The sequence below is a fragment of the Streptomyces composti genome (genome assembly GCF_012034205.1).
GTDB lineage: Bacteria > Actinomycetota > Actinomycetes > Streptomycetales > Streptomycetaceae > Streptomyces > Streptomyces composti.
Window position 1 is genome coordinate 60,489 of sequence record NZ_JAATEM010000010.1, and the last position, 22,644, is coordinate 83,132.

Consider the following 22,644-nt stretch of genomic DNA (forward strand, 5'->3'; position numbering starts at 1 on the left):
GAAGGAACCCCAGGAAGGACGGCAGTCCGTTGTACGAAGGCGTCGTGCAGGACCTCATCGACGAGCTCGGGCGGCTGCCCGGCGTGGGTCCGAAGAGCGCCCAGCGGATCGCCTTCCACATCCTTCAGGCGGAGCCGGCCGACGTACGGCGCCTCGCGCACGCGCTCATGGAAGTGAAGGCCAAGGTCCGCTTCTGCGCGGTCTGCGGGAACGTGGCGCAGGAGGAGCAGTGCGGCATCTGCCGCGACACCCGCCGCGACCCGGCCGTCATCTGTGTCGTGGAGGAGCCGAAGGACGTCGTCGCGATCGAGCGCACCCGTGAGTTCCGGGGCCGCTACCACGTCCTCGGCGGCGCGATCAGCCCGATCGACGGAGTGGGCCCCGACGACCTGCGGATCCGCGAGCTTCTGGCCCGGCTGGCCGACGGCACGGTCAACGAGCTGATCCTGGCCACGGACCCGAATCTGGAGGGCGAGGCCACGGCCACCTACCTCGCCCGCATGATCAAGCCCATGGGCCTGAAGGTCACCCGCCTGGCCAGCGGCCTCCCGGTGGGTGGCGACCTGGAATACGCGGACGAGGTCACCCTCGGCCGTGCCTTCGAGGGGAGACGACTCCTAGATGTCTGATGCCACGCTGCACGCGACGGACCAGAACCCGGACGACTTCGCGGTCCAGATCGCGGATCAGATCGAGAGCTTCCTGGTCGCCGTCACGGAGGTGGCGAAGGGCGACGAGCCGGACTCGGCCGTGCCCTTCCTCCTGCTGGAGGTCTCCCAGCTCCTCCTCGCCGGCGGCCGGCTGGGAGCGCACGAGGACATCGTCCCCGACGAGCGCTACGAGCCCGACCCGGGCCCGGAGCCCGACGTGGACGAACTCCGCGAGAATTTGGCCCGCATGCTGGAGCCGGTCGACGTCTACTCCGAGGTCTTCGACCCCTACGAGCCCCGCAAGAAGCCCGTCCCGGCCCGCATCTCCGACGACCTGGCCGACGTCATCACCGACCTGCGCCACGGCATGGCCCACTACCGCGCCGGCCGCACCACCGAGGCCCTGTGGTGGTGGCAGTTCTCCTACTTCTCCAACTGGGGCAGCACCGCGTCCGCCACCCTGCGCGCCCTGCAGTCCGTGGTGGCCCACGTCCGCCTCAACCAGCCCCTCGCCGAACTCGACGGCCTGGACACCGACCAGGACGTCGGCGACGACACCCTGGAGTTCGAGGCGGGCAAGGTCATGGCCCGCGAGATCGGCGAACCTCTGGGCATGCGCCCGGTCCAGTGACGCCGACGGGGCGCTCGCGGACCGCGGCCGACCGTTCCCGCGTCCGCCTGGGCCGTCTTCCGCGCCGGACTCCGGCCCGGGACGTGAGGATGCAGGCCTGACCGACCCCGCGCGATCACCCTTCCCCCGGCGCCGTATCGTGGTGCGGCATGTGGTCAGGGGAGCAGCCGGCGAAGAATGAGCACGCGTGGTGGGACATGCCCACGCGACCGTCCGGGCAGCCGGCCGGGCCCCCGCCGCCCCGGCGGAGCAACCGGGCGGCCACCTTCGCCGTCGTGGCGTCCGCCACCGTGGTCGTGGCGTGTGCGGCCGTCGCCGGCTACGTACTGCTGGGGGACGGCGAGGGAAGCGATCCGGGTCCCGCGCCCGCTCCGCCCACGCAGTCCGGGAGCCGGAGCCCGGCGGACTCCCGGGGCGAGGCCGGGCCGGAACCCCTGGTCCGCGGCTGGAAGGTCGTGGTGAACCAGGACCGGGGCATCGTCTTCGACGTTCCGCCGGAGTGGGATCCGCAGTCCGCGGACTGGATCCGGTACACGGCCGAGAACGACGACCCCGACGAGAAACCGCTCGTCGCCATGCGCGCCCCGGCGCATCTCAAAGAGAAGTGGTGCACCTCGGACGAGAACCGGGACGGGTCGGTGGAGGACACCCCGCTGGCGAGCGTGGGCACCAGGGGGAACAGCGGCGCCGCCGACCCCCGTGAGGCCGCCTCGGAGGATTCCCGGGCCTGGGTGTACGGGGAGTACGCCCAGCCGGACCGCGGCAAGGTCGCATCAGGTCGCGCGGAGAACTTCACCACCCGGTCAGGACTTTCCGGGACGCTGGCCTCCGCCTATTCCACAGGTGTGAACAGCACGAAGAAGTGCGCCTCGGACGGCAAGGCGTGGACCTTCGCCTTCCGGGACTCCGAGGGCGAGGTCATGTCCGTTTCGCTGGTCGGTGCGGCGAAGGTGCCCGGAGAGGTCAGCGAGGCCACCGTGCGAAAGATCATGAGTACCGTGCGCCTGAAATCCGGCTGATCTCTCCGGACGGAGAGGGCAACGTCAGGCGCGTCAAGGCGTTCAGGGGTCCGACGGCGCTCCCGAGAAAACAGGATCGCCGGTTGCGGCATGCGGAGGCGGGATGATCGGCAGGCCGTCCTCAGGTTCCGACCATGTGGGCGTGGGATCGGAGGGGTGCGCGAACGGCCCGGCGTGGTGGTACATGAGCAGCATCACCACCCCCGCGACCAGCACGGATATGACGGTCAGGGCGCAGCCGACGGGGTTGCGCGGGTTGTACTCGTAGTTGCTCGTGCCCCACTTGCTGCGCCTGAACACGGGTTCGTCCTCGTCGAAGTACACAGGCGGGAGCGTATGCGTGCGCATCGGGCGCCCGTCCCGGGCCGCCTGCGCGACACGGTTTGTGTGACACAGGTCGCTTTTCCGAGTGGTCTTGGCCGCCCTGGGCATGAGCCCTGCTGCACGGGTGCCCGGATGTCTCACGATGCGATACCGCAAAGGGGAAATTCGGACGCTCGTTAGACTGACTGCCGACCGCGGCCTGCACACATGTGTACGGACCGTGGAAAACGACGGACTGAGCGAGGAGCGCACGTGGGCCTTGTCGTGCAGAAGTACGGAGGCTCCTCCGTAGCCGATGCCGAAGGCATCAAGCGCGTCGCCAAGAGGATCGTGGAAGCCAAGAAGAACGGCCACCAGGTGGTCGCCGTGGTTTCCGCGATGGGCGACACGACGGACGAGCTGATCGATCTCGCCGAGCAGGTTTCCCCGATGCCTGCCGGGCGCGAGCTCGACATGCTGCTGACCGCCGGAGAGCGGATCTCCATGGCACTGCTGGCCATGGCGATCAAGAACCTGGGCCACAACGCCCAGAGCTTCACCGGCAGCCAGGCAGGTGTCATCACCGACTCGGTCCACAACAAAGCCCGCATCATCGATGTCACGCCGGGCCGGATCCAGGCCTCGGTGGACGAGGGCAACATCGCCATCGTCGCCGGGTTCCAGGGCGTCAGCCAGGACACCAAGGACATCACCACCCTCGGGCGGGGCGGGTCCGACACCACGGCCGTGGCGCTCGCCGCAGCGCTCGACGCCGAGGTGTGCGAGATCTACACCGACGTCGACGGTGTGTTCACCGCCGACCCGCGCGTGGTGAAGAAGGCCCGGAAGATCGACTGGATCTCGTTCGAGGACATGCTCGAACTGGCCGCCTCCGGGTCGAAGGTGCTGCTCCACCGCTGCGTGGAGTACGCCCGCCGGTACAACATCCCGATCCACGTCCGCTCCAGCTTCAGCGGCCTTCAGGGCACGTGGGTCAGCAGCGAGCCGATCAAGCAAGGGGACAAGCAGGTGGAGCAGGCCATCATCTCCGGTGTCGCGCACGACACCTCCGAGGCCAAGATCACGGTCGTCGGCGTGCCGGACAAGCCGGGCGAGGCGGCCTCGATCTTCCGCGCCATCGCCGACGCCGAGATCAACATCGACATGGTGGTGCAGAACGTCTCCGCCGCGTCCACCGGGCTGACGGACATCACGTTCACGCTGCCCAAGACCGACGGCCGCAAGGCCATCGACGCCCTGGAGCGGACCAAGGCCGCCATCGGCTTCGACTCGCTGCGCTACGACGACCAGATCGGCAAGATCTCCCTGGTCGGCGCGGGCATGAAGACCAACCCGGGTGTCACGGCCGACTTCTTCACCGCGCTCAGCGACGCCGGGGTGAACATCGAGCTGATCTCGACCTCCGAGATCCGCATCTCGGTCGTCACGCGCAAGGACGACGTGCAGGAGGCCGTGCGCGCCGTGCACACCGCCTTCGGACTGGACTCCGACAGCGACGAGGCCGTCGTCTACGGAGGCACCGGCCGCTGATGGCCGGAACCGGACGACCCGGCGGGGTCGTGCGACCGACGCTCGCGGTCGTGGGTGCGACCGGTGCCGTCGGCACGGTCATGCTGCAGATCCTGTCCCAGCGGAAGGACATCTGGGGCGAGATCCGACTGCTCGCCTCATCGCGCTCGGCCGGCCGCAAGCTGGCCGTGCGCGGTGAGGAGGTCGAGGTCCTGGCGCTCACCGAGGAGGCCTTCGACGGCGTCGACATCGCCTTGTTCGACGTGCCCGACGAGGTCGCGGGCCAGTGGGCGCCCGTCGCCGCCGCGCGCGGTGCGGTGGTGATCGACACCTCCTGCGTCTTCCGCATGGACGACGAGGTGCCGCTCGTCGTCCCCGAGGTCAATCCGCACGCGGCGCGGCTGCGGCCGCGGGGCATCATCGCCAACCCCGACTGCACCACCCTGTCGATGATCGTCGCCCTGGGCGCCCTGCACGCCGAGTTCGGCCTGCGCGAGCTGGTCGTCTCCGCCTGCCAGGCCGCCAGCGGCGCCGGGCACGCCGGCGTGCGGACCCTGCGCGAACAGCTGTCCCTGGTCGCCGGCACCGAGCTGGGCACCAGCCCGGGCGATGTGCGGCGGGCCGTGGGCGACAACACCGGGCCCTTCCCGGAGCCGGTGGCGCTGAACGTGGTGCCCTGGGCGGGGACGGTGCGGGAGGACGGCTGGTCCTCCGAGGAGATCAAGGTCCGCGAGGAGACCCGCAAGATCCTCGGCCTGGCGAACCTCCCGGTGGCCGTGACCTGCGTACGGGTGCCGGTGGTCACCACGCACTCGTGCACTGTGCACGCCCGCTTCGAGAACGAGGTCACCGTCGACCGGGCCCGCGAGATCCTGGCCACGGCACCGGGAGTGGTGCTGTGCGACAACCCGGCCGCGGCCGAGTTCCCCACGCCCGTCGACGCGGTCGGCACCGACCCCACGTGGGTGGGGCGGGTGCGCAGGGCGCTGGACGACCCGACCGCGCTGGAACTGTTCGTCTGCGGGGACAACTTGCGCAAGGGGTCGGCCCTGAACACCGTGCAGATCGCCGAGCTGGTGGCCGGCGAGAGCTAGGTCGTGTCTTCAAATGATCTTGAGTAGTGGATCATGGTGGGGTGATACGTCGCCATGAACTGTCCGATGCTGAGTGGGACTTCGTCCGGCCGCTGCTGCCCGAGTCCTTGCGGGGGCGGAAGCGGTTGGACGACCGCACCGTGCTCAACGGGATCGTGTGGAAGTTCCGGACCGGCACCGCTTGGCGGGATGTGCCCGAGCGGTACGGTCCGTGGCACACGCTGCACACCCGCTTCCGCCGCTGGGCCCTGGACGGCACCTTCGAGCGGATGCTCCGTGCCGCCCAGGCACGGGCGGATGCGGCCGGGGACATCGACTGGCTGGTGTCGGTCGACTCCACGGTCGTGCGGGCCCACCAGCACGCCGCCGGAGCCCGAAAAGGGGGCTCCGCAGCCCCGGCCTCGGACGCTCCCGGGGTGGCCTGACCAGCAAGATTCACCTGGCCTGCGACGCCTTTGGCCGCCCGCTCGCCTTCACGGTCACGGGTGGGAACACCAACGACTGCACCCAGTTCACGGCCGTGATGGAGGAGATCCGGGTGCCCCGCATCGGACCGGGACGGCCCCGCGTGCGGCCCGCCCACGTACTCGGCGACAAGGGCTACAGCTCCAGGGCCATCCGGACCTGGCTGCGACGCCGGGGCATCAGCCACACCATCCCCGAGCGATCCGACCAGGTCCGCAACCGGCTCCGGCGTGGCAGCCGAGGAGGGCGCCCGCCAGTCTTCGACAAGCAGCTCTACAAGCGGCGCAACGTGGTGGAACGGTGCTTCAACCGCCTGAAGCAGTGGCGCGGTATCGCGACCCGCTACGACAAGACCGCCGAGTCCTACCAAGCAGCCGTCACCCTCGCATCGCTGCTGATGTGGACGTGACATTTGAAGACAACTCCTAGCCCTGCCTCGGTCCGGGAGGCGAAGCATCCCGCCCTGGTCCGGCCCGTCAGGCGGAAAAATTGTGCTCAGCACTAAGATCCCATGTCGGGCCTGTGTAAATTTGCCTCCCCGTTCTCCGCAACCGCGCGGAGGGCGGGGAGCGTCTATGCGGTCACCCTTTCCGGTGCGTGGGGACGCCTGGAACCGGGCGTGGGGACGCCCGTCATGACGCGACATAGGGGATGAGCGGGGCACATGAGGGCAAAGGACGTCGGTGCACGAGTGACGCCCGGCACGTACAACCCTTTCGGGGGGAAACGTGTCCAACTTGCGTGGCTGAGGTACTCGACTTCACAGCGCCGCCTGGCTTGGGCCTGCGCCCCCGCCAGGCCGTCCGACCCCGTCTGGCCGGGTCGCCCGGTGGCATGCCGGTGATCGCGCCGATGCCAGCAGCGCGGCCGGCCCGCCTCCCCAACCAGCGTGACGGCGCCGACGAGGCAGTGGCGGCCGGAACGACCGTCGACCACCTCACCGAGACCTACCGGGCCCACTACCGGTCGCTGCTCGGTCTCGCCGCGCTCCTGCTCGACGACACCGCCTCCTGCGAGGACGTCGTCCAGGAGGCGTTCATCCGGGTGCACTCCGCCCGCAAGCGCGTCCGCGACCCGGAGAAGACCCTGGCGTATCTGCGCCAGACCGTCGTCAACCTCTCCCGATCCGCGCTGCGCCGCCGCATCCTGGGGCTGAAGCTGCTGTCAAAGCCGATGCCGGACATGGCGAGCGCGGAGGAGGGGGCCTATGAGCAGCTCGAGCGCGACTCCCTCATCCAGGCGATGAAGGGGCTGCAGCGCCGCCAGCGCGAGGTGCTGGTGCTGCGCTACTTCGCCGACATGACCGAGGCCCAGGTCGCCGAGACCCTCGGCATCTCGCTGGGCTCGGTCAAGGCGTACGGTTCGCGGGGCATCGCGGCGTTGCGGCTGGCCATGGAGGCGCCGGCATGAGCAACGGCAGCACCGCCCGGCCCGAGGGCACGGGGCCGGAGCACCGCCCGGAGGAGACAGGACCCGAGCACCGGCCCGAGGGCACAGCGCCCGAGCAGGAGCGCGAACCTGCTGCGTCCGTCGGGGCTGAGCGGGAGAGCGAACCCACCGCGTCCGACGAGGCTGAGCGGGAGCGCGAGTCCGCTGTGGCGGAAAGTGCCGAGCGGGAGGGCGAGTCCGCCGCGTCCGACGAGGCCGGGCAGGAGGGCGAGTCTGCTGCGTCGGCCGGGGCTGAGCGGGAGCGCGAGTCTGCTGCGCCCGACGAGACTGAGCGGGAGGGCGAGCCTGCTGCGCCCGACGAGGCCGGGCGGGAGCGGGAACCCACGTCGCTTCGGGGGCCCCGGGCCGACGAAACGCACGCTGGGAACGGAGCAGGGAACGACGGCCTTGACGACCAGGGCCCCGAGGGGCTCGGCGCGGACGAGCAGAAACTGCGCGAGCTGCTGCACCGGGCGGTGCAGCAGGTCGAGCCGAGTGACGGCACCCTGGAGTATCTGCGCCGCGCGGTCCCCGCCCGCCGGGCCCGCAAGCGCCAGGCGATGATCGGCATGGCCGCCGCCGCCCTCTTCGTGGGCACTGCCGTCCCGGCCCTCGTGCACGTCTCCAACAGGACCGGCTCCGACGCCAACCCCTCCGCCGTCGGCCACGCTTCCCAGACCCAGGGCGGCACCGGCGACGCCGTGGGCGGCGCGGGCGGCGAGACCACCGCCGGCGGCTCCTCCGACGAGGCCGGCAGGGGCGGCAAGGGGAAGGGCGAGGACAAGGAGAAGGGCACCGGCCCCGGCGCCACCCAGGGCGCCACCGAGGGCACCGGCCCCTCCGCCGGCACCACCGCCGAGGCCCCCGCCTGCACCAGCGCCGACCTCGGTCCCGCGGTCGCCACCAGCGCCGCCCCCGACTCCACCGGCGCCGTCTACGGCTCCTTCCGGGTCAGCAACATCTCCGGCGACAGCTGCACGGTCACCGGCCCCGGCGGTGTGACCGTCACCCCGGCGGGCGCGGCCGACCGGGCGAGGATCGGCGCCTCGCGCCATGTCGCGGGCGACCCGGCCGCCGCGCTGCCGGACCCCTCCCTGGAGGTGCCGCAGCTGGTGCTCAAGCCGGGCGAGGCCTACGAGGTGAAGTTCGCCTGGGTGCCCACCGAGACCTGCCCCACCCCCGGTGACTCCTCCGGCGGTTCCACGGGCGGCCCCACCACCGACCCGTCGCCCACCGACGAGCCGGGGCAGGACAGCGAGGGGGCGACCACGGGCGGCGACACCGGCACCGCCGCTCAGATGCTCAGGGCGGACGGCCCGGCCGACGGCAGCGTCACGGTCACCTACACGCCTGCGACGGGCAGCGGTTCCGCGTCGGCCGTGGTGGGCAAGGCCTGCGCCGGCTCGGTCTACTGGACGGGCTTGCTGACGGCGACCTGATCCTCGCCGGACGCGCCGGACGCGCCGGATCTCGCCGTCCCGCCGGACGCGCCGGGGCTCGCCGCACCGTCCGTCGCCGCGACGGTCCCGTTCGTCTCGACCGTACCGTTCTTCTCGTCGGCCGCCCCGTCCGGGACCAGCCCGAGCTGCGCGTCACGGGCGAACTCCAGCTCGCGGCGCAGCAGCCGGAACCACATGAACACCACGAAGCCCACGAAGGCGAACCACTCGGCGGTGTAGCCCAGGTTCTGGAAGGCCTTCAGGTCCAGCCCCGTGCCGCCCGGCGCGGTGGCCGGGACCGCCTTCATCCCGGAGTCGCCGCGGTTGAGCGTGACGTACGCGTCGTACACGTCGTAGGGCACCAGGTTCACCAGGGACGCCGCGCTGATCGCCGCCGTCTGTCCCTGCGGGAGCCCGCCGCGGGCGCTCACCCCGTTGTTGCCCGGGGTCTCGGAGGCCTGGAGCGCACCGGTCACGCTCACCTCGCCGGACGGGGGCGCGGGCACGTCCGCCGGGTCGGGCGTGCCGGGCAGCCAGCCGCGCACCACCGGCAGGGCCTTGCCGCCGTCCGTGCGCAGCAGCGTCAGCACATAGGTGCCCCGCTTGCCGTCCAGCTCGCGGTCCGGCACCAGCAGCTGCTCGTCGTAGCGCCCGCGCGCGGTGACCTGCTTGCCGGAGGTCTCCTTGGTCACCGGCAGCATCGCGTCCAGCGGCCGGGGGGCCTCGCTCCGGGCGGACGCCACCTGCTCCTCGGCCTTGCGGTGGCCGTCGACCCGGTCCTCGAACCGGCCGAGCTGCCAGGACCCCATGAAGATGCAGAAGGGGATGGCGAGCACCACGAAGAGGTTGATCCCCCACCACCGGGGGGTCAGCAGAAACCGGTACACACCACAACGGTACGGGGCAGCCGCCGGCCGGGAACCGTGGGGGTCCTGGAGGGCTCGCGAAGGTTGTCCACAGGCCGGGCGGGGGTGGCGGTGCGATGTCCCTCCGAGCGGGCAGTATGGCCCCATGACTGAGCCACACGCCGCCCCCGCCTCCGAGATGCCCGACTGGGAGAAGCGATTCCGGGCCCCCCGAGTGTCCCTCCCCGAGTGGGCGGAGGACGCCCCCGACCGTTCGCTGTTCGTGTCCAACGCCACCGGCACCTACGAGCTGTACGCTTGGGACCGCAGGACCGGCGAGCAGCGCCAGGTGACGGACCGGCCCAACGGCACCACGGACGGTGTCCTCTCCCCGGACGGCGAGTGGATCTGGTGGTTCGACGACAAGGACGGCGACGAGTTCGGCGTCTGGCGCCGGCAGCGCTTCACCGGCGGCGAGGACGAGCTGGCCGTGCCCGGCCTCGACCCGTCCTACCCCGCGGGGCTCGCCCTCGGCCGGGACGGGCGCACCGCGGTCGTGGGCCGCTCCACCGACGAGGACGGCACCACGATCCACCTCGCCCGCATCGGCGAGCGGCCCGTGGAGATCTACCGGCACCGCGAGTCCGCGGGCGTCGGCGATCTCTCCCACGACGGCTCCCTGATCGCCATCGAGCACACCGAGCACGGCGACGCGATGCACTCCGCGCTGCGCGTGCTGCGCCCCGACGGCAGCACCGTCGCCGACCTCGACGACACCGAGGGCGGCACCCGCGAGCTGGGCCTGGAGGTGCTGGGCTTCGCGCCCGTCGCCGGGGACACCCGGCTGCTCGTCGGCCACCAGCGCCGGGGCCGCTGGGAGCCGATGGTGTGGGACGTGGCCACCGGCGAGCAGACCGACCTGGCCGTGGAACTCCCCGGCGACGTGAGCGCCGAGTGGTATCCGGACGGCACCGGGCTGCTCATCGTGCACAGCTTCGAGGCCCGCAGCGAGCTGTTCCGCTACGACCTCTCCGCGCGCGAGCTGATCGAGCTGCCCACCCCGCCCGGCACGGTCTCCGGCGCCACCGCCCGCCCGGACGGCACCGTCGAGTACCTGTGGTCGTCCGCGGCCGAGCCCTCCGCGGTCCGCTCCACCGCCGGCGGTGTCGTCCTGGATCCGCCGGGCATGAGGTCGCCCGGCTCGGTGCCGGTGGAGGACGTCTGGGTGGAGGGGCCCGGCGGCCGCATCCATGCCCTGGTGCAGAAACCGGCCGGCGCCACGGGACCGCTGCCCACTGTCTTCGACATCCACGGCGGTCCCACCTGGCACGACAGCGACTCCTTCGCCGCGGGACCCGCCGCCTGGGTCGACCACGGCTACGCGGTGGTCCGCGTCAACTACCGCGGTTCCACCGGCTACGGCCGCGCCTGGACGGACGCGCTCAAGCACCGGGTCGGCCTGATCGAGCTGGAGGACATCGCCGCCGTCCGCGAGTGGGCGATCGACTCCGGTCTCGCCGACCCCGACCGGCTGATCCTCACCGGCGGCTCCTGGGGCGGCTACCTCACCCTGCTCGGCCTCGGCACCCAGCCCGACGCCTGGGCGCTGGGCATCGCCGCCGTCCCCGTCGCCGACTACGTGACGGCCTACCACGACGAGATGGAGGCCCTGAAAGCGATGGACCGCACCCTCCTCGGCGGCACCCCCGAGGAGGTCCCCGAGCGCTTCGAAGCCTCCTCCCCGATCACCTACGTCGACCAGGTCAAGGCCCCCGTCTACATCTCGGCCGGCGTCAACGACCCGCGCTGCCCCATCCGCCAGATCGAGAACTACGTCCGCCGGCTGGAGGAACGGGGCGCGGTCCACGAGGTCTACCGCTACGACGCGGGTCACGGCTCCCTGGTCGTCGACGAACGCATCAAGCAGGTCCGCCTGGAACTGGATTTCGCCGCGCGGCACCTGCCCTGAGCGGAGCCGGAGGGGAGGCCCCGGCCTCCCCTCGCCACGGCCGGCCGTCCGCCGGTACACCGGCCGGACATGCGGAGGCCGGTACGCCGGCCGGACATGCGGAGGAGGGAACCGGAGGGCGTCTATACGATGTCCGCCCGTACGACAGACGGCGGTGCCGGAAGGGAGACGAGGCGTGGGGGAGGAACAGCAGCGTCCCCGGCGGCGGCGCGGTCAGGGCCAGTTGGAGGCGATGGTCCTGTCGGCGCTGCGGGAGGCCGACGGCCCCGCGACGGCCGGCTGGGTGCAGCGGCGGCTGGGCGGCGACCTCGCCTATACGACGGTCGTCACCATCCTGACCCGGCTGCTCGCCAAGGGCGCCGTCACCCGTGAGCGCGCGGGCCGGTCCTTCGCCTGGACCCCGGCCGCCGATCAGGCCGGACTGGCCGCACGCAAGATGCGCAAGGTGCTGGACGCGCAGAGCGACAGGGAGGCGGTGCTGGCCAGCTTCGTCACCGGTCTCGGGCCGGACGACGAGCGGCTGCTGCGGGAACTGCTGCGGCAGGCGGAGGACGAAGGGGAAGACTGAAGCCTCATGGGGGTGTTCGTCTTTCTTCCGCTGGTGCTGCCCTTGACGGCCTGGCCCGTCGCGCGCCTGGCCGAGCAGCATCTGCATCCCCGGACCGCGACCCGGCTGCTGACGGCCGTGACCGCGGTGATGGCGGTGTGCAGCACCGTCTGCCTCGCTCTGCTGATGGTGGTCGGCACGGCCCAGCTCCCCGGCAATCCGCTGCCCGACGGCTGGTCCGACCCCGAGGTGCGCGAGGCGGTGCCGTACGACGAGGTGGCGGGCCGGGCCGCCATCCCGGCGCTCGTCCTGGTGCTGGCCGCCTGCGCCCGTACCCTGTGGCGGCACGGCAGGGTACGGCGCCGCGCCCACCGCGCGCTGGCCGGGGTGCGCGGCAAGCGGGTGGCGGTCCTGCCCGACGACGTCCCCTACGCCTACGCCCTCCCGGGCGGCCGCAGGCAGGACCGCGTGGTCGTGACCACGGCTCTGCTGGAGCATCTGGAACCGGCCGAGCGCCGGGCGCTGTTCGCCCATGAGCGGGCCCATCTCGCCGCCCGCCACCACCGCTTACTCCTGGTGGCGCAGCTGGCCGCCCGGGCCAACCCCTTCCTGCGTCCCCTGCGCACCGCGGTGGCGTACACCGCGGAACGCTGGGCGGACGAGGACGCGGCCCAGACAATCGGCAGCCGCCGGACCGTGGCCTCGGCGATCGGCAAGGCCGCCCTCGTCTCCCGCGGCACGCCGATACCCACGCTGGCCGGTCTGGCCGCCGTGGGACCGGTGCCGCGCCGGGTCGCGGCCCTGCTCGCTCCCGCACCGACGGCGCGCCGCTGGCCCCCGGTGTTCACCTCGGTCGGTCTCGCGGCCTGGGGGGCCGCCGCGGGAGCCGCCGTGTCGGCCATGTCGTCGGCCAACTCGGCGGTGACGATGGTCCTCATCCTCCGCGCGGCGACGCCCCTGTGAGGCACGGGGCCGGTGCGGTGCGCCGCGTCGCTCAGAGGTCGAACTCGTGCGGCGGCAGGTCCAGGGCGTAGCACGCCTCCCGCACCACGGCCTGCTCGTCCTTGTCGAAGTCGCCGTCGGCGCCGCCGATGACGATGCCGATCTGGATGACGGCGCGGGCCTCGGCGGGCTTCTTCCTCGCCTTGGCGACCTCCTGCATCACGCTGACCTTGCCGAGCGCGAAGTCAGCGGTGAGACGGCTGAGGTTCTCCTCGAAGCGGCGGTGCAGGTCGTCCGGCGCGAAGTTCTTCAGCACCTCGTTGGTGGCGATCAGCTGGGCCACCCGCTGACGCTCCGAAGGATCGATCGTGCCGTCGGCGGCCGCGACCAGCGCGCACATCGCCATGCTGGCGTCGCGGAAGGCACCGCTGGTCAGTTCGTTCTTCTTCGCCATCAGCTGGGTCTGCATCGTCGATGCGGACTCTTTGATCCGGTCCCACAGGGCCATGCGCTCTCCAAGAAGTGAGGGGGCTTCGCGGCGCGGCGGCCCGGGACGTCGCCCGGACCGCCGCCCACATCTTCTACAACAACGTAGAAGTTCCCTGCCGAGTTCCCCCACCGGCCCGCCGGCCTGCACCAGCCGCCCGAGCCCTCTTCAGCCCTCTTCAGCCCTCTTCAGTCCCCGCCGGTCTTCGTCAGCCCTCTTCAGCCCTCGTCCTCTTCTTCTCCCTCGAAGAAGTCCCCCACCTCGTCGACGACTTCGGCGGCCACCATCCCGCCGGCCACACCCACCGCGAGCCCGGCCGCACCCGCCGCGATGGCGGTACCCATGCCGGGCCCGGACCGGTGCCCACCGTGGTGGTGCTCCCCGTGGCCGTACGCGCCGAAGGACCCGGGCGAGCCGTGGGCCGCCCGCTGCTCGATCAACTGCCGTACCCAGCCGTCGACTTCCGTGTTCCAGTCGCGGGCGTCCTGGTGCCCGACGGTGAAACGGGTGAGCGCGTCGTGCCCCGCCGAGAAGAAGCCGCCGCGCTTGTCCGCCTCCAGGACCACCTCCATACCGCCCGGGGTGGCGAGGAAGGTCACCTCGATCTCGTTCACCTGGTGCGCGTACTGCGGTGCCGGGGTGAGCTCGATCTCCTGGTAGAAGGGCAACTGCTGGCCGGTGCCGCCGATGCGCCCGTACTCCAGGTCGGCCGACTTGAAACCGAAGCCGAGCTGACCGAACGCCTCGAGAATCGCCTCCTGCACGGGCAGCGGGCCGACGGCCAGCGGATCGAGATCACCCTTGTCCCTGGCCCCCGCCACCGCCAGCTCCGTGCGCACACCGAGGACGACGCCCAGCGGCTGCCCGTGCAGCTCGGTGACCGGCGTCTCCCACGGGAGCGTCACGCTGAACGGCACGCTGCGCTCCTCGCCCTCCGCGAGGCGGAAACCGCCGCCGACCGTGTAGCGCTCGAAGGCGACGACGCCCTCGCGCTCACCGCCCTCGTGCTCGGCCTCGACGCGGGCCACCAGCTCCAGGGTGATGTGCTCGATGTCGAAAGCCGCGTTGCCGCCCTTGAGGCGTACCTGCCCCGACAGCGCCCCGCCGGGCCGGAACGGCCCCGCGTCCAGCACCGTGTCGACGGTGGGCCCGCCCACGCCGAGCGAGCCGAGCAGTCGCTTGAACACCATCCTGGCGTCCACTCCTTCACATGCGTGCCTCACCGAAGGACGGCGCCGGACACCGTCCTTCTACAAGTGAGTAGAAGCATAGAGCGGCAGCTCGCTCGGACAGTGCCTGATCGCCGGCGACTCGCCCACAACCGGCCACCCACCTGCCCGAGCACCTCCGCCACGACCACCACCAGCGACTCCGCCCGGCCTTCGGGCACCTCCCGCGACATTCGGTCATTGCCGGGCAGTCCGTCGCCATTTCCTCGCGATCGAGACCCCGCGCCGTCGAAGCCGGGCTATGCAGGGAAGCGGTGCGTGGAAGCGATGCGTACGGGAGTGATGGTCAGGTGGTTCTGAACATCAACGTGGCGTTTCTGCTGGCAGTCATCATCGTCTTACGACTCCGTCGGCGAACCCAGGCCCGGAGCCGGTCCGACGAGAAGCTGACGGTGGTCATCGTGCTGGTCTTCGGCGTGCTGATCGCGCCGACCAGCTTCGGGCAGGGCATTCTCCATGTCGTGGGTCAGATGGCCGACAGCCTGTCGCAGGCGAGCAGCCCCTGATCATCGGCGGTTCAGCCGCACGACGAGGCCGCCACATCCCGCTCGTGTGCCGATGGCCACAGCAGGCGGAGCCGGAATGGGCGCATACTGAGTCATGACAAAGCCTGCGGCGTCCAAGCGTCACTTGCCCACCAGCCCCTTCAAGGCCCCGGTCGCACCGACCCCCAAGCACTTCGCCACCGGCGATCAGGTCACACATGACGTGTACGGCCTCGGCCGGGTGCTCGGTGTCGAGGACGGGGTCGCGGCGCTCGTGGATTTCGGCTCGGCGCGAATGCGGATCTTGAGCCCGTACGCGAAGATGACCAAGCTGTAGGACCTCCGTGCCAGGTTTCGGCACGCCGGGTCTCCCCCGGGGACCCGTAACGAAAGGCAGACCTCTCATCGACTCGACGTCGCTGTTCTCCGCGCCCGAAGCGCGGCCCCGCCGCTCCGGTGCGGCATCACCCCGTCCGGCCACCAACCCGTTCCAGGCTCCGGACTTCCCGCAGGACGAGAGCTTCTCGGCCGAGTCCGAGGAGGCGGGCAACCGCAGGACCGGACGTCCCGCACGTGCGGGACGGACCCGGACTTCCTGACCGGCCGCCCCCACGAACGGCTCAGGGGCGCATGTTCCCCGAGGCAGGGCCCGGCGATGCGTCGGGCCGTTCGTCGCCGGCCGGGTTCTGGAGGGGGCGGCTGTCGGTGACCTGATAGGTGGCCTGCGGCTCCACAGGGCCGTCGGACTTCATCGCCTTGGCCTCGCTCTTGAGGATGCGGGCGGCCTTGCCGGCGTTGCGGGCGAGTTCGGGCAGCTTCTTGGCGCCGATGAGGAGGATGACGACGATCAGGAGGACCGCCATCTCGCTGATTCCGAACACTGTCTTCCGCTCTCTCAGGGGCCGTCTCGGAGCTGCAAATCTACAGCGATGTAGAAGGGGCGGGAAGGCCGGGTTTTCGGTCTCCTGCCGCCCCTCATCCGCGGCGTGTGCCGGCCGACCGGGGCCGGCATCGGCACCCCCGCGCGCGGGCGGCGGTGCCGACGGAAGCCGTCAGGGCTACTTGGAGGCGGCGTCGAGGGCGGCGAGCGCCTGGGCCCAGCGCACGTACTTCAGGTCCGCGAGGTCGGCGACCGTCCTGACGCCGAACGCCTCCTGAAGGAGTTCGCCGTCCCGGTCGGACACGCCCTTCAGCGCGGCGACAGGTGCCGCGAGGATCTCGGGCAGGCTCTTGTCCGCCCACGCTTTGTCCAGCACCTTGTCCAGGTCGATCGAGGCCATGACGCCCTCCCAGGGGTGACACCGCGGGAACCGGGTCCCCACGTGCCGACACGCACGTGAACCCGGTCCGCTCTCTACAAGACTGTAGAAGAATAGAAGGTGATTCCTCCAACTGCAGTGCAGTCAGGGGAAGTTCGGATGCAATGTCCGAAAGACGTGCGTGGAGAACAGCGATCGACGCGGGCCGGACGGCGGACGGCCGCTCGCCGGGAGCCGGTTTCAGGAAGTGGGCTCCCCAACGGCTCCCGAAACGGGGCCACAAAGCAGGCCAGGCCCGGTGCTGATCTCTCAGCACCGGGCCTGACCTGGTGTTTCTCTGTCGGGGTGGCGGGATTTGAACCCACGACCTCTTCGTCCCGAACGAAGCGCGCTGCCAAGCTGCGCTACACCCCGAGCGTCGTCGCTGTCGCGGCGACGACGTTTACTTTAGCCCACGGGTGGCCGGAGACGAAATCCGGTTTCAGCGCAGGCGGCGGTCCGGGTTCGGGCGGACGTGGTCGAGGGCCACTAGGAGGACCGCCAGGGCGTAGAAGGAGAGGCCCACCAGGAGGGCGTTGGCCAGCACGCTGCGGTAGCCGTCGCGGGTGACGTCGAGGAAGGGGTAGAGGTAGGCGGCCGGGTTGCCGGGGAGGAGCTCGCCGCGGACCAGGGTGAAGGCCAGGTAAGCCAGGGGATACAGCATCCAGGTCGTGGCCTGGCGGATGTGCATGCGGCCGGAGGGGGAGAGCAGGAGCCAGTCCAGCAGGGCCGCGACCGGGAGCACGGTGTGGAGGGTGTGCGCCGCCGCCGTCTCCAGCAGGCCCGTCTCGCCGGTCATGGAGAAGGCCGGCTTGGCGTCGGCGAGGAGGATGTGGTGGACCAGGGCCGCCATGACGACGTAGAGGAGGGCGGCGCCGGTGATCGCGCCCGGCAGGGGGTGGCGGGCGGTCCAGGCGCGGCGGGCCGAGGCCAGGGTGACCAGGGCCAGAAGCAGCGTGCTCTGGATGGTGAAGTAGCTCAGGACGCGGGTGGGGCTGCCGAGGAGGAGTTCGGCGGCTGCGGACGCGACGGCCGTGGCGGCCAGGAGCAGGCGGTAGGTGGCTGCGAGGGGGCGGCGGACCGGGGGGACCACCGCCCGGGCCGGCACCGGGGAGGGCAGCAGCGAGCGGGACGGCATCGGGACGGCGGGCAGGTCCGGGATGTCCCTGGGTATCGGGGCTGTCATGCCTCCAGGGTGGGAGGTATGACTCGATTGGTGCGATTTGTTGTGATGCGGATGGGTTAAGGCCCGGCTTGGGGGTGGGACAGCGGCCCGGGCTTGGGGACGGGTTGGCGGCGCAGTATGGGGCCAGTGTGGGGACGGGCTGGCGGCCCGGGGCTGGGGAGGGGGCGGGGCTCGGGCCGGGGGATGGGGCAGTCCCCCGGCGGGGCCGTCAGTCCCGGCTCGTGAGGGTGAGGAGGGTCGCCTCCGGGGGGCAGGCGAAGCGGACGGGGGTGTAGCGGTTGGTGCCGCAGCCTGCGGAGACGTGCAGATAGGCGGTGTTGCCGTCGGCGGTGTGGGTGGACAGGCCCTTCACGCGGTCCGTGTCGAGGTCGCAGTTGGTGACCAGGGCCCCGTAGAAGGGGATGCACAGCTGGCCGCCGTGCGTGTGGCCGGCCAGGATCAAGGGGTAGCCGTCGGCCGTGAAGGCGTCCAGGACCCGCAGGTAGGGGGCGTGGACGATGCCCATGGAGAAGTCGGCGGAGGACGACGGGCCGCCGGCCACCTCGCCGTAGCGGTCCCGCTTGATGTGCGGGTCGTCGAGGCCGGTGAGCTCGATGGACACGTCGTTGATCTTGAGGGTGCCGCGGGTGTTGGTCAGGTCGAGCCAGCCCGCGGCGTCGAAGCCGTCCCGGATCTCTTCCCAGGGGTTGTGGACGACGCCGACGGCGGGCGGGTTGCCGTTCAGGCCGTGCCTGCCCTGGGCCTTCTCGATCAGGTAGCGGGCGGGGTTGCGCAGGCGGGGGCCGTAGTAGTCGTTGGAGCCGAAGACATAGGCGCCCGGGAACTCCATCAGCGGGCCGAGGGCGTCCAGCACCTCGGGGACGCCCTCGGGGTCGGACAGGTTGTCGCCCGTGTTGATCACGACGTCGGGGCGCAGGCCGGCGAGCGAGCGCAGCCAGCGCTGCTTCTTGCGCTGGCCGCTGACCATGTGGATGTCGGAGACCTGCAGCACGCGCAGGGGGCGCATCCCGGACGGCAGGACGGGGACCGTCACCCGCCGCAGCCGGAAGGAGCGGGCCTCGAAGCCCGCCGCGTACAGCAGTCCGGCGGCGCCTGCCGCCGTGATTCCCAGGGGGATTCCGTATCGCGCGCGCATGGGCCCATCGTGTCAGACCGCGGGCGGCCGCCGTGCCACGCCGTCCGCCGGCCGCACGTACGAACGGCCTTTTCCCGTACGCCCCTTAAATCAGCAGGCGTCCTGCCCTGCGCACCTGCGACAATCAAGTCATGACCACGCTCAAGTCCAAGCTGCAGGATGACCTCAACGCCGCGATCAAGGAGCGCGACGAGCTGCGCTCCTCCACGCTGCGCCTGACGCTCGCCGCGATCACCAAGGAGGAGGTCGCGGGCAAGGAGAAGCGTGAGCTCTCCGACGAGGATGTGCTCAAGGTGATCACCCGTGAGGCCAAGAAGCGCCGTGAGGCGGCCGAGGCCTTCGCGCAGGGCGGGCGCACCGAGCAGGCCGAGCGGGAGAAGGCGGAGGGCGAGGTGCTCGCGCAGTACCTGCCGAAGCAGCTGTCCGACGACGAGCTGAACGCGATCGTCGCCCAGGCGGTCAAGGAGGCGAAGGCGGCCGGTGCCGAGGGGCCGCGCGCCATGGGCGCCGTCATGAAGATCGTGAACCCGAAGGTCGCGGGCCAGGCGGAGGGCGGCCGGGTCGCCGCCGCGGTGAAGAAGATGCTGGCCGGCGGCTGAAGGTCCGGTTTCGGTCCACACGGCCCCGTCCGGTCCCATCCGGTCCAGCCCGGTCCGGTTCCAACGGGTCTGTGCACGCCGACGGGCCTGCGCACGCCAACAGGTCTGTGCACGCGAGCGGCCCCTTCCCCGGTGGAGGAGAAGGGGCCGCTCGCGTAGGTCAGCAGGGCAGGAAGCCGGAAGTCCAGGTCCTGCCTCAGTCCCGGCCGCCCGGTCCGTTGCCCGGGCCGCGGATGAAGCCCTCCGGGAGGGAGAACGTCGGCTGGGGCTCCGGGCCGCCGGGGCCGCCGTTGCCCCCGCCGGGGCCGCCGTTGCCGCCGCCGATCAGGCCGCCGATGAAGCCGCCGTTGTCGCGGCCCCTGTCGCGGTCGTCGTCGTGATCGCGGTCCCGGTCACGGTCACGGCGGTCGTCCGGGATGTCGACGAGGTTGAAGTCGGGGGCGTCCTTGCCCTCCAGCGCGCCGTTCATCATGTCGCGCCAGATCGGGCCGGGGACCTGGCCACCGAAGACCTTGCCGTGCCACCGGCCGCCGATGGAGATGTTGATCATCTTCCGCTTGTGCGCGGGGTCGCCGACCCAGACCGCGCCGGCCATGTTCGGGGTGTAGCCCACGAACCAGGCGGCGTAGCGCTCGTCGGTCGTACCGGTCTTGCCCGCGCTGGGCCGGCTGCCGAGGCCGGCCTGGGTGCCCGTACCGTCCTCGACGACGCCCTTGAGCAGCGTGTTGATGGTGTCGGCGGTCTTCTCCGACATGGCCCGCGAGCAGGTCGACTTCGGCACCGGCAGGGACTTCTCCTTGCCCCCGATCCGCTGGGTGATCGACTCGATGGCGATCGGGGTGCAGTGCATGCCGCGCGCGGCGAAGGTGGCGTAGCCGTTCGCCATGGTCAGCGGGGACACCTCCTGGGTGCCCAGGGCGATGGACGGGGCCTGCTGCATCTTGCGGCCGTCGGCCCGCTGGACGCCCATCTTCTCGGCCATCTCGGTGACCGGGCAGATCCCGATCTCGCTGATCAGCTCGACGAAGTAGGTGTTGACCGACTTGGCGGTCGCCTCCTTCATACCGTAGGGGCCGACCTCGGACTCGTTCTCGTTCTCGACCGGGACGTTCTGCTCGTTCCACACCTTGCCGTCGCAGGCCTGGACGGGCGAGGGGTAGTTCATCTTGTACGGCGAGGCGTACTTCTTGGTCGGCGGCACCCCGTTCTCCAGGGCCGCCGCGGCGACGATCGGCTTGAACGTGGAACCGGGCTGGTAGCCCGCGCCGCCGCCCATGGCGTCGTCGACCGCGAGATTGAGCGTCGTCTCGTTCTTCTTGGTGTCGATGCCGTACGGCCGGGACTGGCCCATCGCCAGGATCTTGCCGGTGCCGGGCTCGACGATGGTGGCGGCGGTCGCCACGTCGTCGCTCTGGTTGACGTGGTCCTTCACCGACCGCTGCACGGCCTCCTGGGCCTGCGGGTCCAGGGTGGTGCGGATGGTCAGGCCGCCCCGGTTCCAGATCTTGGCCCGCTCCTCCCTGGTCTTGCCGAACGCCGGGTCGTTCAGGAAGACCTCGTGCACGTACTCGCAGAAGAAGCCCGCGCCCTTGACCGCGGTGATGCAGCCGTTCTTCGGCTTGCTGATGTTCAGCCCGAGCGGGGCCTTGGCCGCCTTGTCGGCCTCCTCCTGGGAGACGGCCCCGACCTGGGCCATCCGCCGGAGCACCACATTGCGCCGCTTCGTCGCCTCGGCCTCGTCGTTGACCGGGTCGTAGCGGCTCGGGGACTGCACGATGCCGGCGAGGAGGGCGGACTCCTGGAGGTTGAGGTCCTTGGCGGGCTTGGAGAAGTAGCGCTGGGCGGCGGCCTCCACGCCGTAGGCCTGCTGGCCGAAGAAGGTGATGTTGAGGTAGTTCTCGAGGATCTTCTTCTTGCCCAGCTCCTCCTCGACCTGGATCGCGAACTTCAGTTCGCGGATCTTGCGGCCGATGGTCTGCTGGGTGGCCTGGGCGACCTTGGTGGGGTCGTCGCCGGCCTCCTCGACGAAGACGTTCTTCACGTACTGCTGGGTGAGCGTGGAGGCGCCCTCGGCGACGCCGCCCTCCTGCGCGTTGCGGTTGAGGGCGCGCAGGACGCCCTTCAGGTCGACGGCGCCGTGCTGGTAGAAGCGCGAGTCCTCGATCGCGACGATCGCCTTCTGCATGTACGGCGAGATGTCCTTGAGGTCGACCACCGTGCGGTCGCGCGAGTAGACCGTGGCGATGGTGCCGCCCTGAGCGTCCAGGATGGTGGTGCGCTGGCTCAGCGGAGGGGTCTTCAGGTTGGCCGGGAGCTCGTCGAAGCTCTCGACCGAGCCCTTGGCCGCCAGCCCGAGCGCGCCCACGGCGGGCAGCGCGATTCCGGCCAGCACCGCTCCCGCGAGGACACTGACACCGAGAAACTTGGCGGCCTGCTGCGTGGGGGACAGACCACCGCCCGAGCGCTTGTTTGACATGAGAGCAGCCTACGTTCTCATTCGCCGGACAGGCGTATATGCCTTGGCCTAAGCTGCTCTCGACTGTCACAGCAGTGAGGCCACGTATCAATACGTCCGGCGACCCCGAATCGTCTCGGACCTTCTCGGCTTTCTTTGTGGAGAGAGAGTCGAGTGCGTGCCCCGAATCGCCTTGTGTGTCACTTGGTGTCCGTTGTGGCGCAACTGAACTGACCCCATATGCCCGGTTTGCCGCGCATGTCGCCAGCTCACTCCCGCGGGTGATCTGCCGCTTACCCATAGTCCGTTCGGACCATTCAAGATTGGGCCCGCTGGGGGTGTTGCGTCGTGCCCACCTTCCGTAACGTCCTCAACTGGCGACGGTGAATATGCCGCTGCCGCCGTGGGGGAGCCTCGATTCGGGAGAGGACGGCGCCGGTATGGGCTGGGTTACCGACTGGAGTGCGCAGGCTGCCTGCCGCACTACCGATCCGGATGAACTGTTCGTTCAGGGAGCAGCGCAGAACAGGGCCAAGGCGGTGTGCACGGGATGCCCGGTACGCACCGAATGTCTGGCCGACGCGCTGGACAACCGCGTCGAGTTCGGCGTGTGGGGAGGCATGACCGAGCGTGAGCGCCGGGCGCTGCTGCGCCGCAGGCCCACCGTGACCTCCTGGCGCCGGCTGCTGGAGACCGCCCGCTCGGAGTACGAGCGCGGAGCCGGTGTGCCGATGGGCGACGACCAGGTCTACGAGAACTACGCGGCGGTGAGCTGAGGGCTCCGCCGGCCGAGCCGAGGGATTCGGGAGCCGATGAGCTGAGGGCCCTGCTGCGGGCCCTCGACGGCGTCGGAGTGTTCCTTTGACGGGCGTCGGTGTGTTCCTTTGGCGGGCACGGCCAGGGATGTC

Annotated in this window: 23 protein-coding genes, 1 tRNA gene and 1 pseudogene; 15 read left to right on the forward strand and 10 right to left on the reverse strand. The window is 70.9% G+C overall.

Annotated elements, in window-relative coordinates; all coding sequences use genetic code 11:
• Positions 1-29 precede the first annotated feature (29 nt).
• The 3 genes from recR (at position 30) to HCJ93_RS10135 (ending at position 2,300) form a co-directional block, all read left to right on the forward strand.
• Positions 30-629: a recombination mediator RecR gene (recR, locus tag HCJ93_RS10125; protein WP_167993275.1), complete on the forward strand. Its 600-nt coding sequence runs from the start codon at positions 30-32 to the stop codon at positions 627-629.
• Positions 622-1,281 (forward strand): DUF5063 domain-containing protein, encoded by a 660-nt coding sequence (locus HCJ93_RS10130; RefSeq protein ID WP_167993277.1) that lies wholly within the window; start codon positions 622-624, stop codon positions 1,279-1,281. Before recR ends, HCJ93_RS10130 begins: the two co-directional genes overlap by 8 nt.
• A gap of 197 nt (positions 1,282-1,478) precedes the next feature.
• Positions 1,479-2,300, forward strand: coding sequence for a DUF8017 domain-containing protein (locus HCJ93_RS10135; protein ID WP_206317196.1), 822 nt, complete (start codon positions 1,479-1,481; stop codon positions 2,298-2,300).
• A 42-nt stretch (positions 2,301-2,342) separates the two neighbouring features.
• On the opposite strand, the gene HCJ93_RS10140 is transcribed toward HCJ93_RS10135, so the two are convergent.
• Positions 2,343-2,624, reverse strand: a complete 282-nt coding sequence (locus HCJ93_RS10140; protein WP_167993152.1) for a hypothetical protein — start codon at positions 2,622-2,624, stop codon at positions 2,343-2,345.
• A gap of 252 nt (positions 2,625-2,876) precedes the next feature.
• On the opposite strand from HCJ93_RS10140, the gene HCJ93_RS10145 reads away from it, so the two are divergent.
• The 5 genes and pseudogenes from HCJ93_RS10145 to HCJ93_RS10165 all read left to right on the forward strand — a co-directional run bounded on the left by HCJ93_RS10145 (position 2,877) and on the right by HCJ93_RS10165 (position 8,559).
• On the forward strand, positions 2,877-4,154 hold the full coding sequence (locus HCJ93_RS10145) for an aspartate kinase (protein ID WP_167993279.1): 1,278 nt from the start codon (positions 2,877-2,879) through the stop codon (positions 4,152-4,154).
• Complete coding sequence (locus HCJ93_RS10150) at positions 4,154-5,227, forward strand: aspartate-semialdehyde dehydrogenase (RefSeq protein WP_167993287.1); 1,074 nt, start codon at positions 4,154-4,156, stop codon at positions 5,225-5,227. Before HCJ93_RS10145 ends, HCJ93_RS10150 begins: the two co-directional genes overlap by 1 nt.
• A gap of 44 nt (positions 5,228-5,271) precedes the next feature.
• Positions 5,272-6,101, forward strand: a pseudogene (locus HCJ93_RS10155) (IS5 family transposase).
• A 425-nt stretch (positions 6,102-6,526) separates the two neighbouring features.
• Positions 6,527-7,102, forward strand: a complete 576-nt coding sequence (locus HCJ93_RS10160; RefSeq protein WP_167993289.1) for a SigE family RNA polymerase sigma factor — start codon at positions 6,527-6,529, stop codon at positions 7,100-7,102.
• Positions 7,099-8,559 (forward strand): hypothetical protein, encoded by a 1,461-nt coding sequence (locus tag HCJ93_RS10165; protein ID WP_167993291.1) that lies wholly within the window; start codon positions 7,099-7,101, stop codon positions 8,557-8,559. The genes HCJ93_RS10160 and HCJ93_RS10165 overlap by 4 nt, the downstream gene beginning before the upstream one ends.
• Here the strand turns inward: HCJ93_RS10165 and HCJ93_RS10170 are convergent.
• Entirely contained in the window at positions 8,529-9,446 is a 918-nt protein-coding gene (locus HCJ93_RS10170; RefSeq protein ID WP_309141364.1) for an SURF1 family protein, read from the reverse strand. The two genes, HCJ93_RS10165 and HCJ93_RS10170, sit on opposite strands and share 31 nt — an antisense overlap.
• 124 nt (positions 9,447-9,570) lie before the next feature.
• Here HCJ93_RS10170 and HCJ93_RS10175 point away from each other — a divergent pair, with 124 nt between their 5' ends.
• The 3 genes from HCJ93_RS10175 (at position 9,571) to HCJ93_RS10185 (ending at position 12,883) form a co-directional block, all read left to right on the forward strand.
• Entirely contained in the window at positions 9,571-11,373 is a 1,803-nt protein-coding gene (locus HCJ93_RS10175; protein WP_167993295.1) for a S9 family peptidase, read from the forward strand.
• A 175-nt stretch (positions 11,374-11,548) separates the two neighbouring features.
• Complete coding sequence (locus HCJ93_RS10180; RefSeq protein ID WP_167993297.1) at positions 11,549-11,941, forward strand: BlaI/MecI/CopY family transcriptional regulator; 393 nt, start codon at positions 11,549-11,551, stop codon at positions 11,939-11,941.
• Between the two features lie 6 nt (positions 11,942-11,947).
• Complete coding sequence (locus HCJ93_RS10185) at positions 11,948-12,883, forward strand: M56 family metallopeptidase (protein WP_167993299.1); 936 nt, start codon at positions 11,948-11,950, stop codon at positions 12,881-12,883.
• 31 nt (positions 12,884-12,914) lie between these two features.
• Here HCJ93_RS10185 and HCJ93_RS10190 read toward each other — a convergent pair whose 3' ends face one another.
• Positions 12,915-13,370 carry a tellurite resistance TerB family protein gene (locus tag HCJ93_RS10190; RefSeq protein WP_167993301.1) on the reverse strand — a complete coding sequence of 152 codons (456 nt, stop codon included), beginning with the start codon at positions 13,368-13,370 and terminating at the stop codon, positions 12,915-12,917.
• A 197-nt stretch (positions 13,371-13,567) separates the two neighbouring features.
• Complete coding sequence (locus HCJ93_RS10195) at positions 13,568-14,539, reverse strand: sporulation protein (protein ID WP_167993303.1); 972 nt, start codon at positions 14,537-14,539, stop codon at positions 13,568-13,570.
• A gap of 329 nt (positions 14,540-14,868) precedes the next feature.
• Here HCJ93_RS10195 and HCJ93_RS10200 point away from each other — a divergent pair, with 329 nt between their 5' ends.
• Positions 14,869-15,084: a hypothetical protein gene (locus HCJ93_RS10200; protein WP_167993305.1), complete on the forward strand. Its 216-nt coding sequence runs from the start codon at positions 14,869-14,871 to the stop codon at positions 15,082-15,084.
• A gap of 94 nt (positions 15,085-15,178) precedes the next feature.
• On the forward strand, positions 15,179-15,400 hold the full coding sequence (locus tag HCJ93_RS10205) for a hypothetical protein (RefSeq protein WP_167993307.1): 222 nt from the start codon (positions 15,179-15,181) through the stop codon (positions 15,398-15,400).
• Between the two features lie 283 nt (positions 15,401-15,683).
• Here HCJ93_RS10205 and HCJ93_RS10210 read toward each other — a convergent pair whose 3' ends face one another.
• From HCJ93_RS10210 to HCJ93_RS10230, 5 genes are all read right to left on the reverse strand, one after another.
• Complete coding sequence (locus tag HCJ93_RS10210; protein WP_167993309.1) at positions 15,684-15,944, reverse strand: twin-arginine translocase TatA/TatE family subunit; 261 nt, start codon at positions 15,942-15,944, stop codon at positions 15,684-15,686.
• Between the two features lie 177 nt (positions 15,945-16,121).
• A complete protein-coding gene (locus HCJ93_RS10215; protein WP_167993311.1) occupies positions 16,122-16,343 on the reverse strand; it encodes a hypothetical protein in 222 nt (73 codons plus the stop codon).
• A gap of 319 nt (positions 16,344-16,662) precedes the next feature.
• Positions 16,663-16,736, reverse strand: a tRNA-Pro gene (locus HCJ93_RS10220).
• A 67-nt stretch (positions 16,737-16,803) separates the two neighbouring features.
• Complete coding sequence (locus HCJ93_RS10225; RefSeq protein WP_167993313.1) at positions 16,804-17,547, reverse strand: Pr6Pr family membrane protein; 744 nt, start codon at positions 17,545-17,547, stop codon at positions 16,804-16,806.
• A gap of 208 nt (positions 17,548-17,755) precedes the next feature.
• The gene (locus HCJ93_RS10230) at positions 17,756-18,682 is read right to left on the reverse strand and encodes a metallophosphoesterase (RefSeq protein WP_167993315.1); all 927 of its coding nucleotides are present in this window, start codon (positions 18,680-18,682) and stop codon (positions 17,756-17,758) included.
• A gap of 131 nt (positions 18,683-18,813) precedes the next feature.
• Between HCJ93_RS10230 and HCJ93_RS10235 the strand changes: the two genes are divergently transcribed.
• Positions 18,814-19,281: a GatB/YqeY domain-containing protein gene (locus HCJ93_RS10235; protein ID WP_167993317.1), complete on the forward strand. Its 468-nt coding sequence runs from the start codon at positions 18,814-18,816 to the stop codon at positions 19,279-19,281.
• Between the two features lie 196 nt (positions 19,282-19,477).
• Here HCJ93_RS10235 and HCJ93_RS10240 read toward each other — a convergent pair whose 3' ends face one another.
• Positions 19,478-21,757 carry a transglycosylase domain-containing protein gene (locus HCJ93_RS10240; RefSeq protein WP_167993318.1) on the reverse strand — a complete coding sequence of 760 codons (2,280 nt, stop codon included), beginning with the start codon at positions 21,755-21,757 and terminating at the stop codon, positions 19,478-19,480.
• A 419-nt stretch (positions 21,758-22,176) separates the two neighbouring features.
• On the opposite strand from HCJ93_RS10240, the gene wblA reads away from it, so the two are divergent.
• Entirely contained in the window at positions 22,177-22,512 is a 336-nt protein-coding gene (gene wblA, locus HCJ93_RS10250; RefSeq protein WP_206317198.1) for a transcriptional regulator WblA, read from the forward strand.
• The last annotated feature ends 132 nt before the right edge of the window (positions 22,513-22,644 follow it).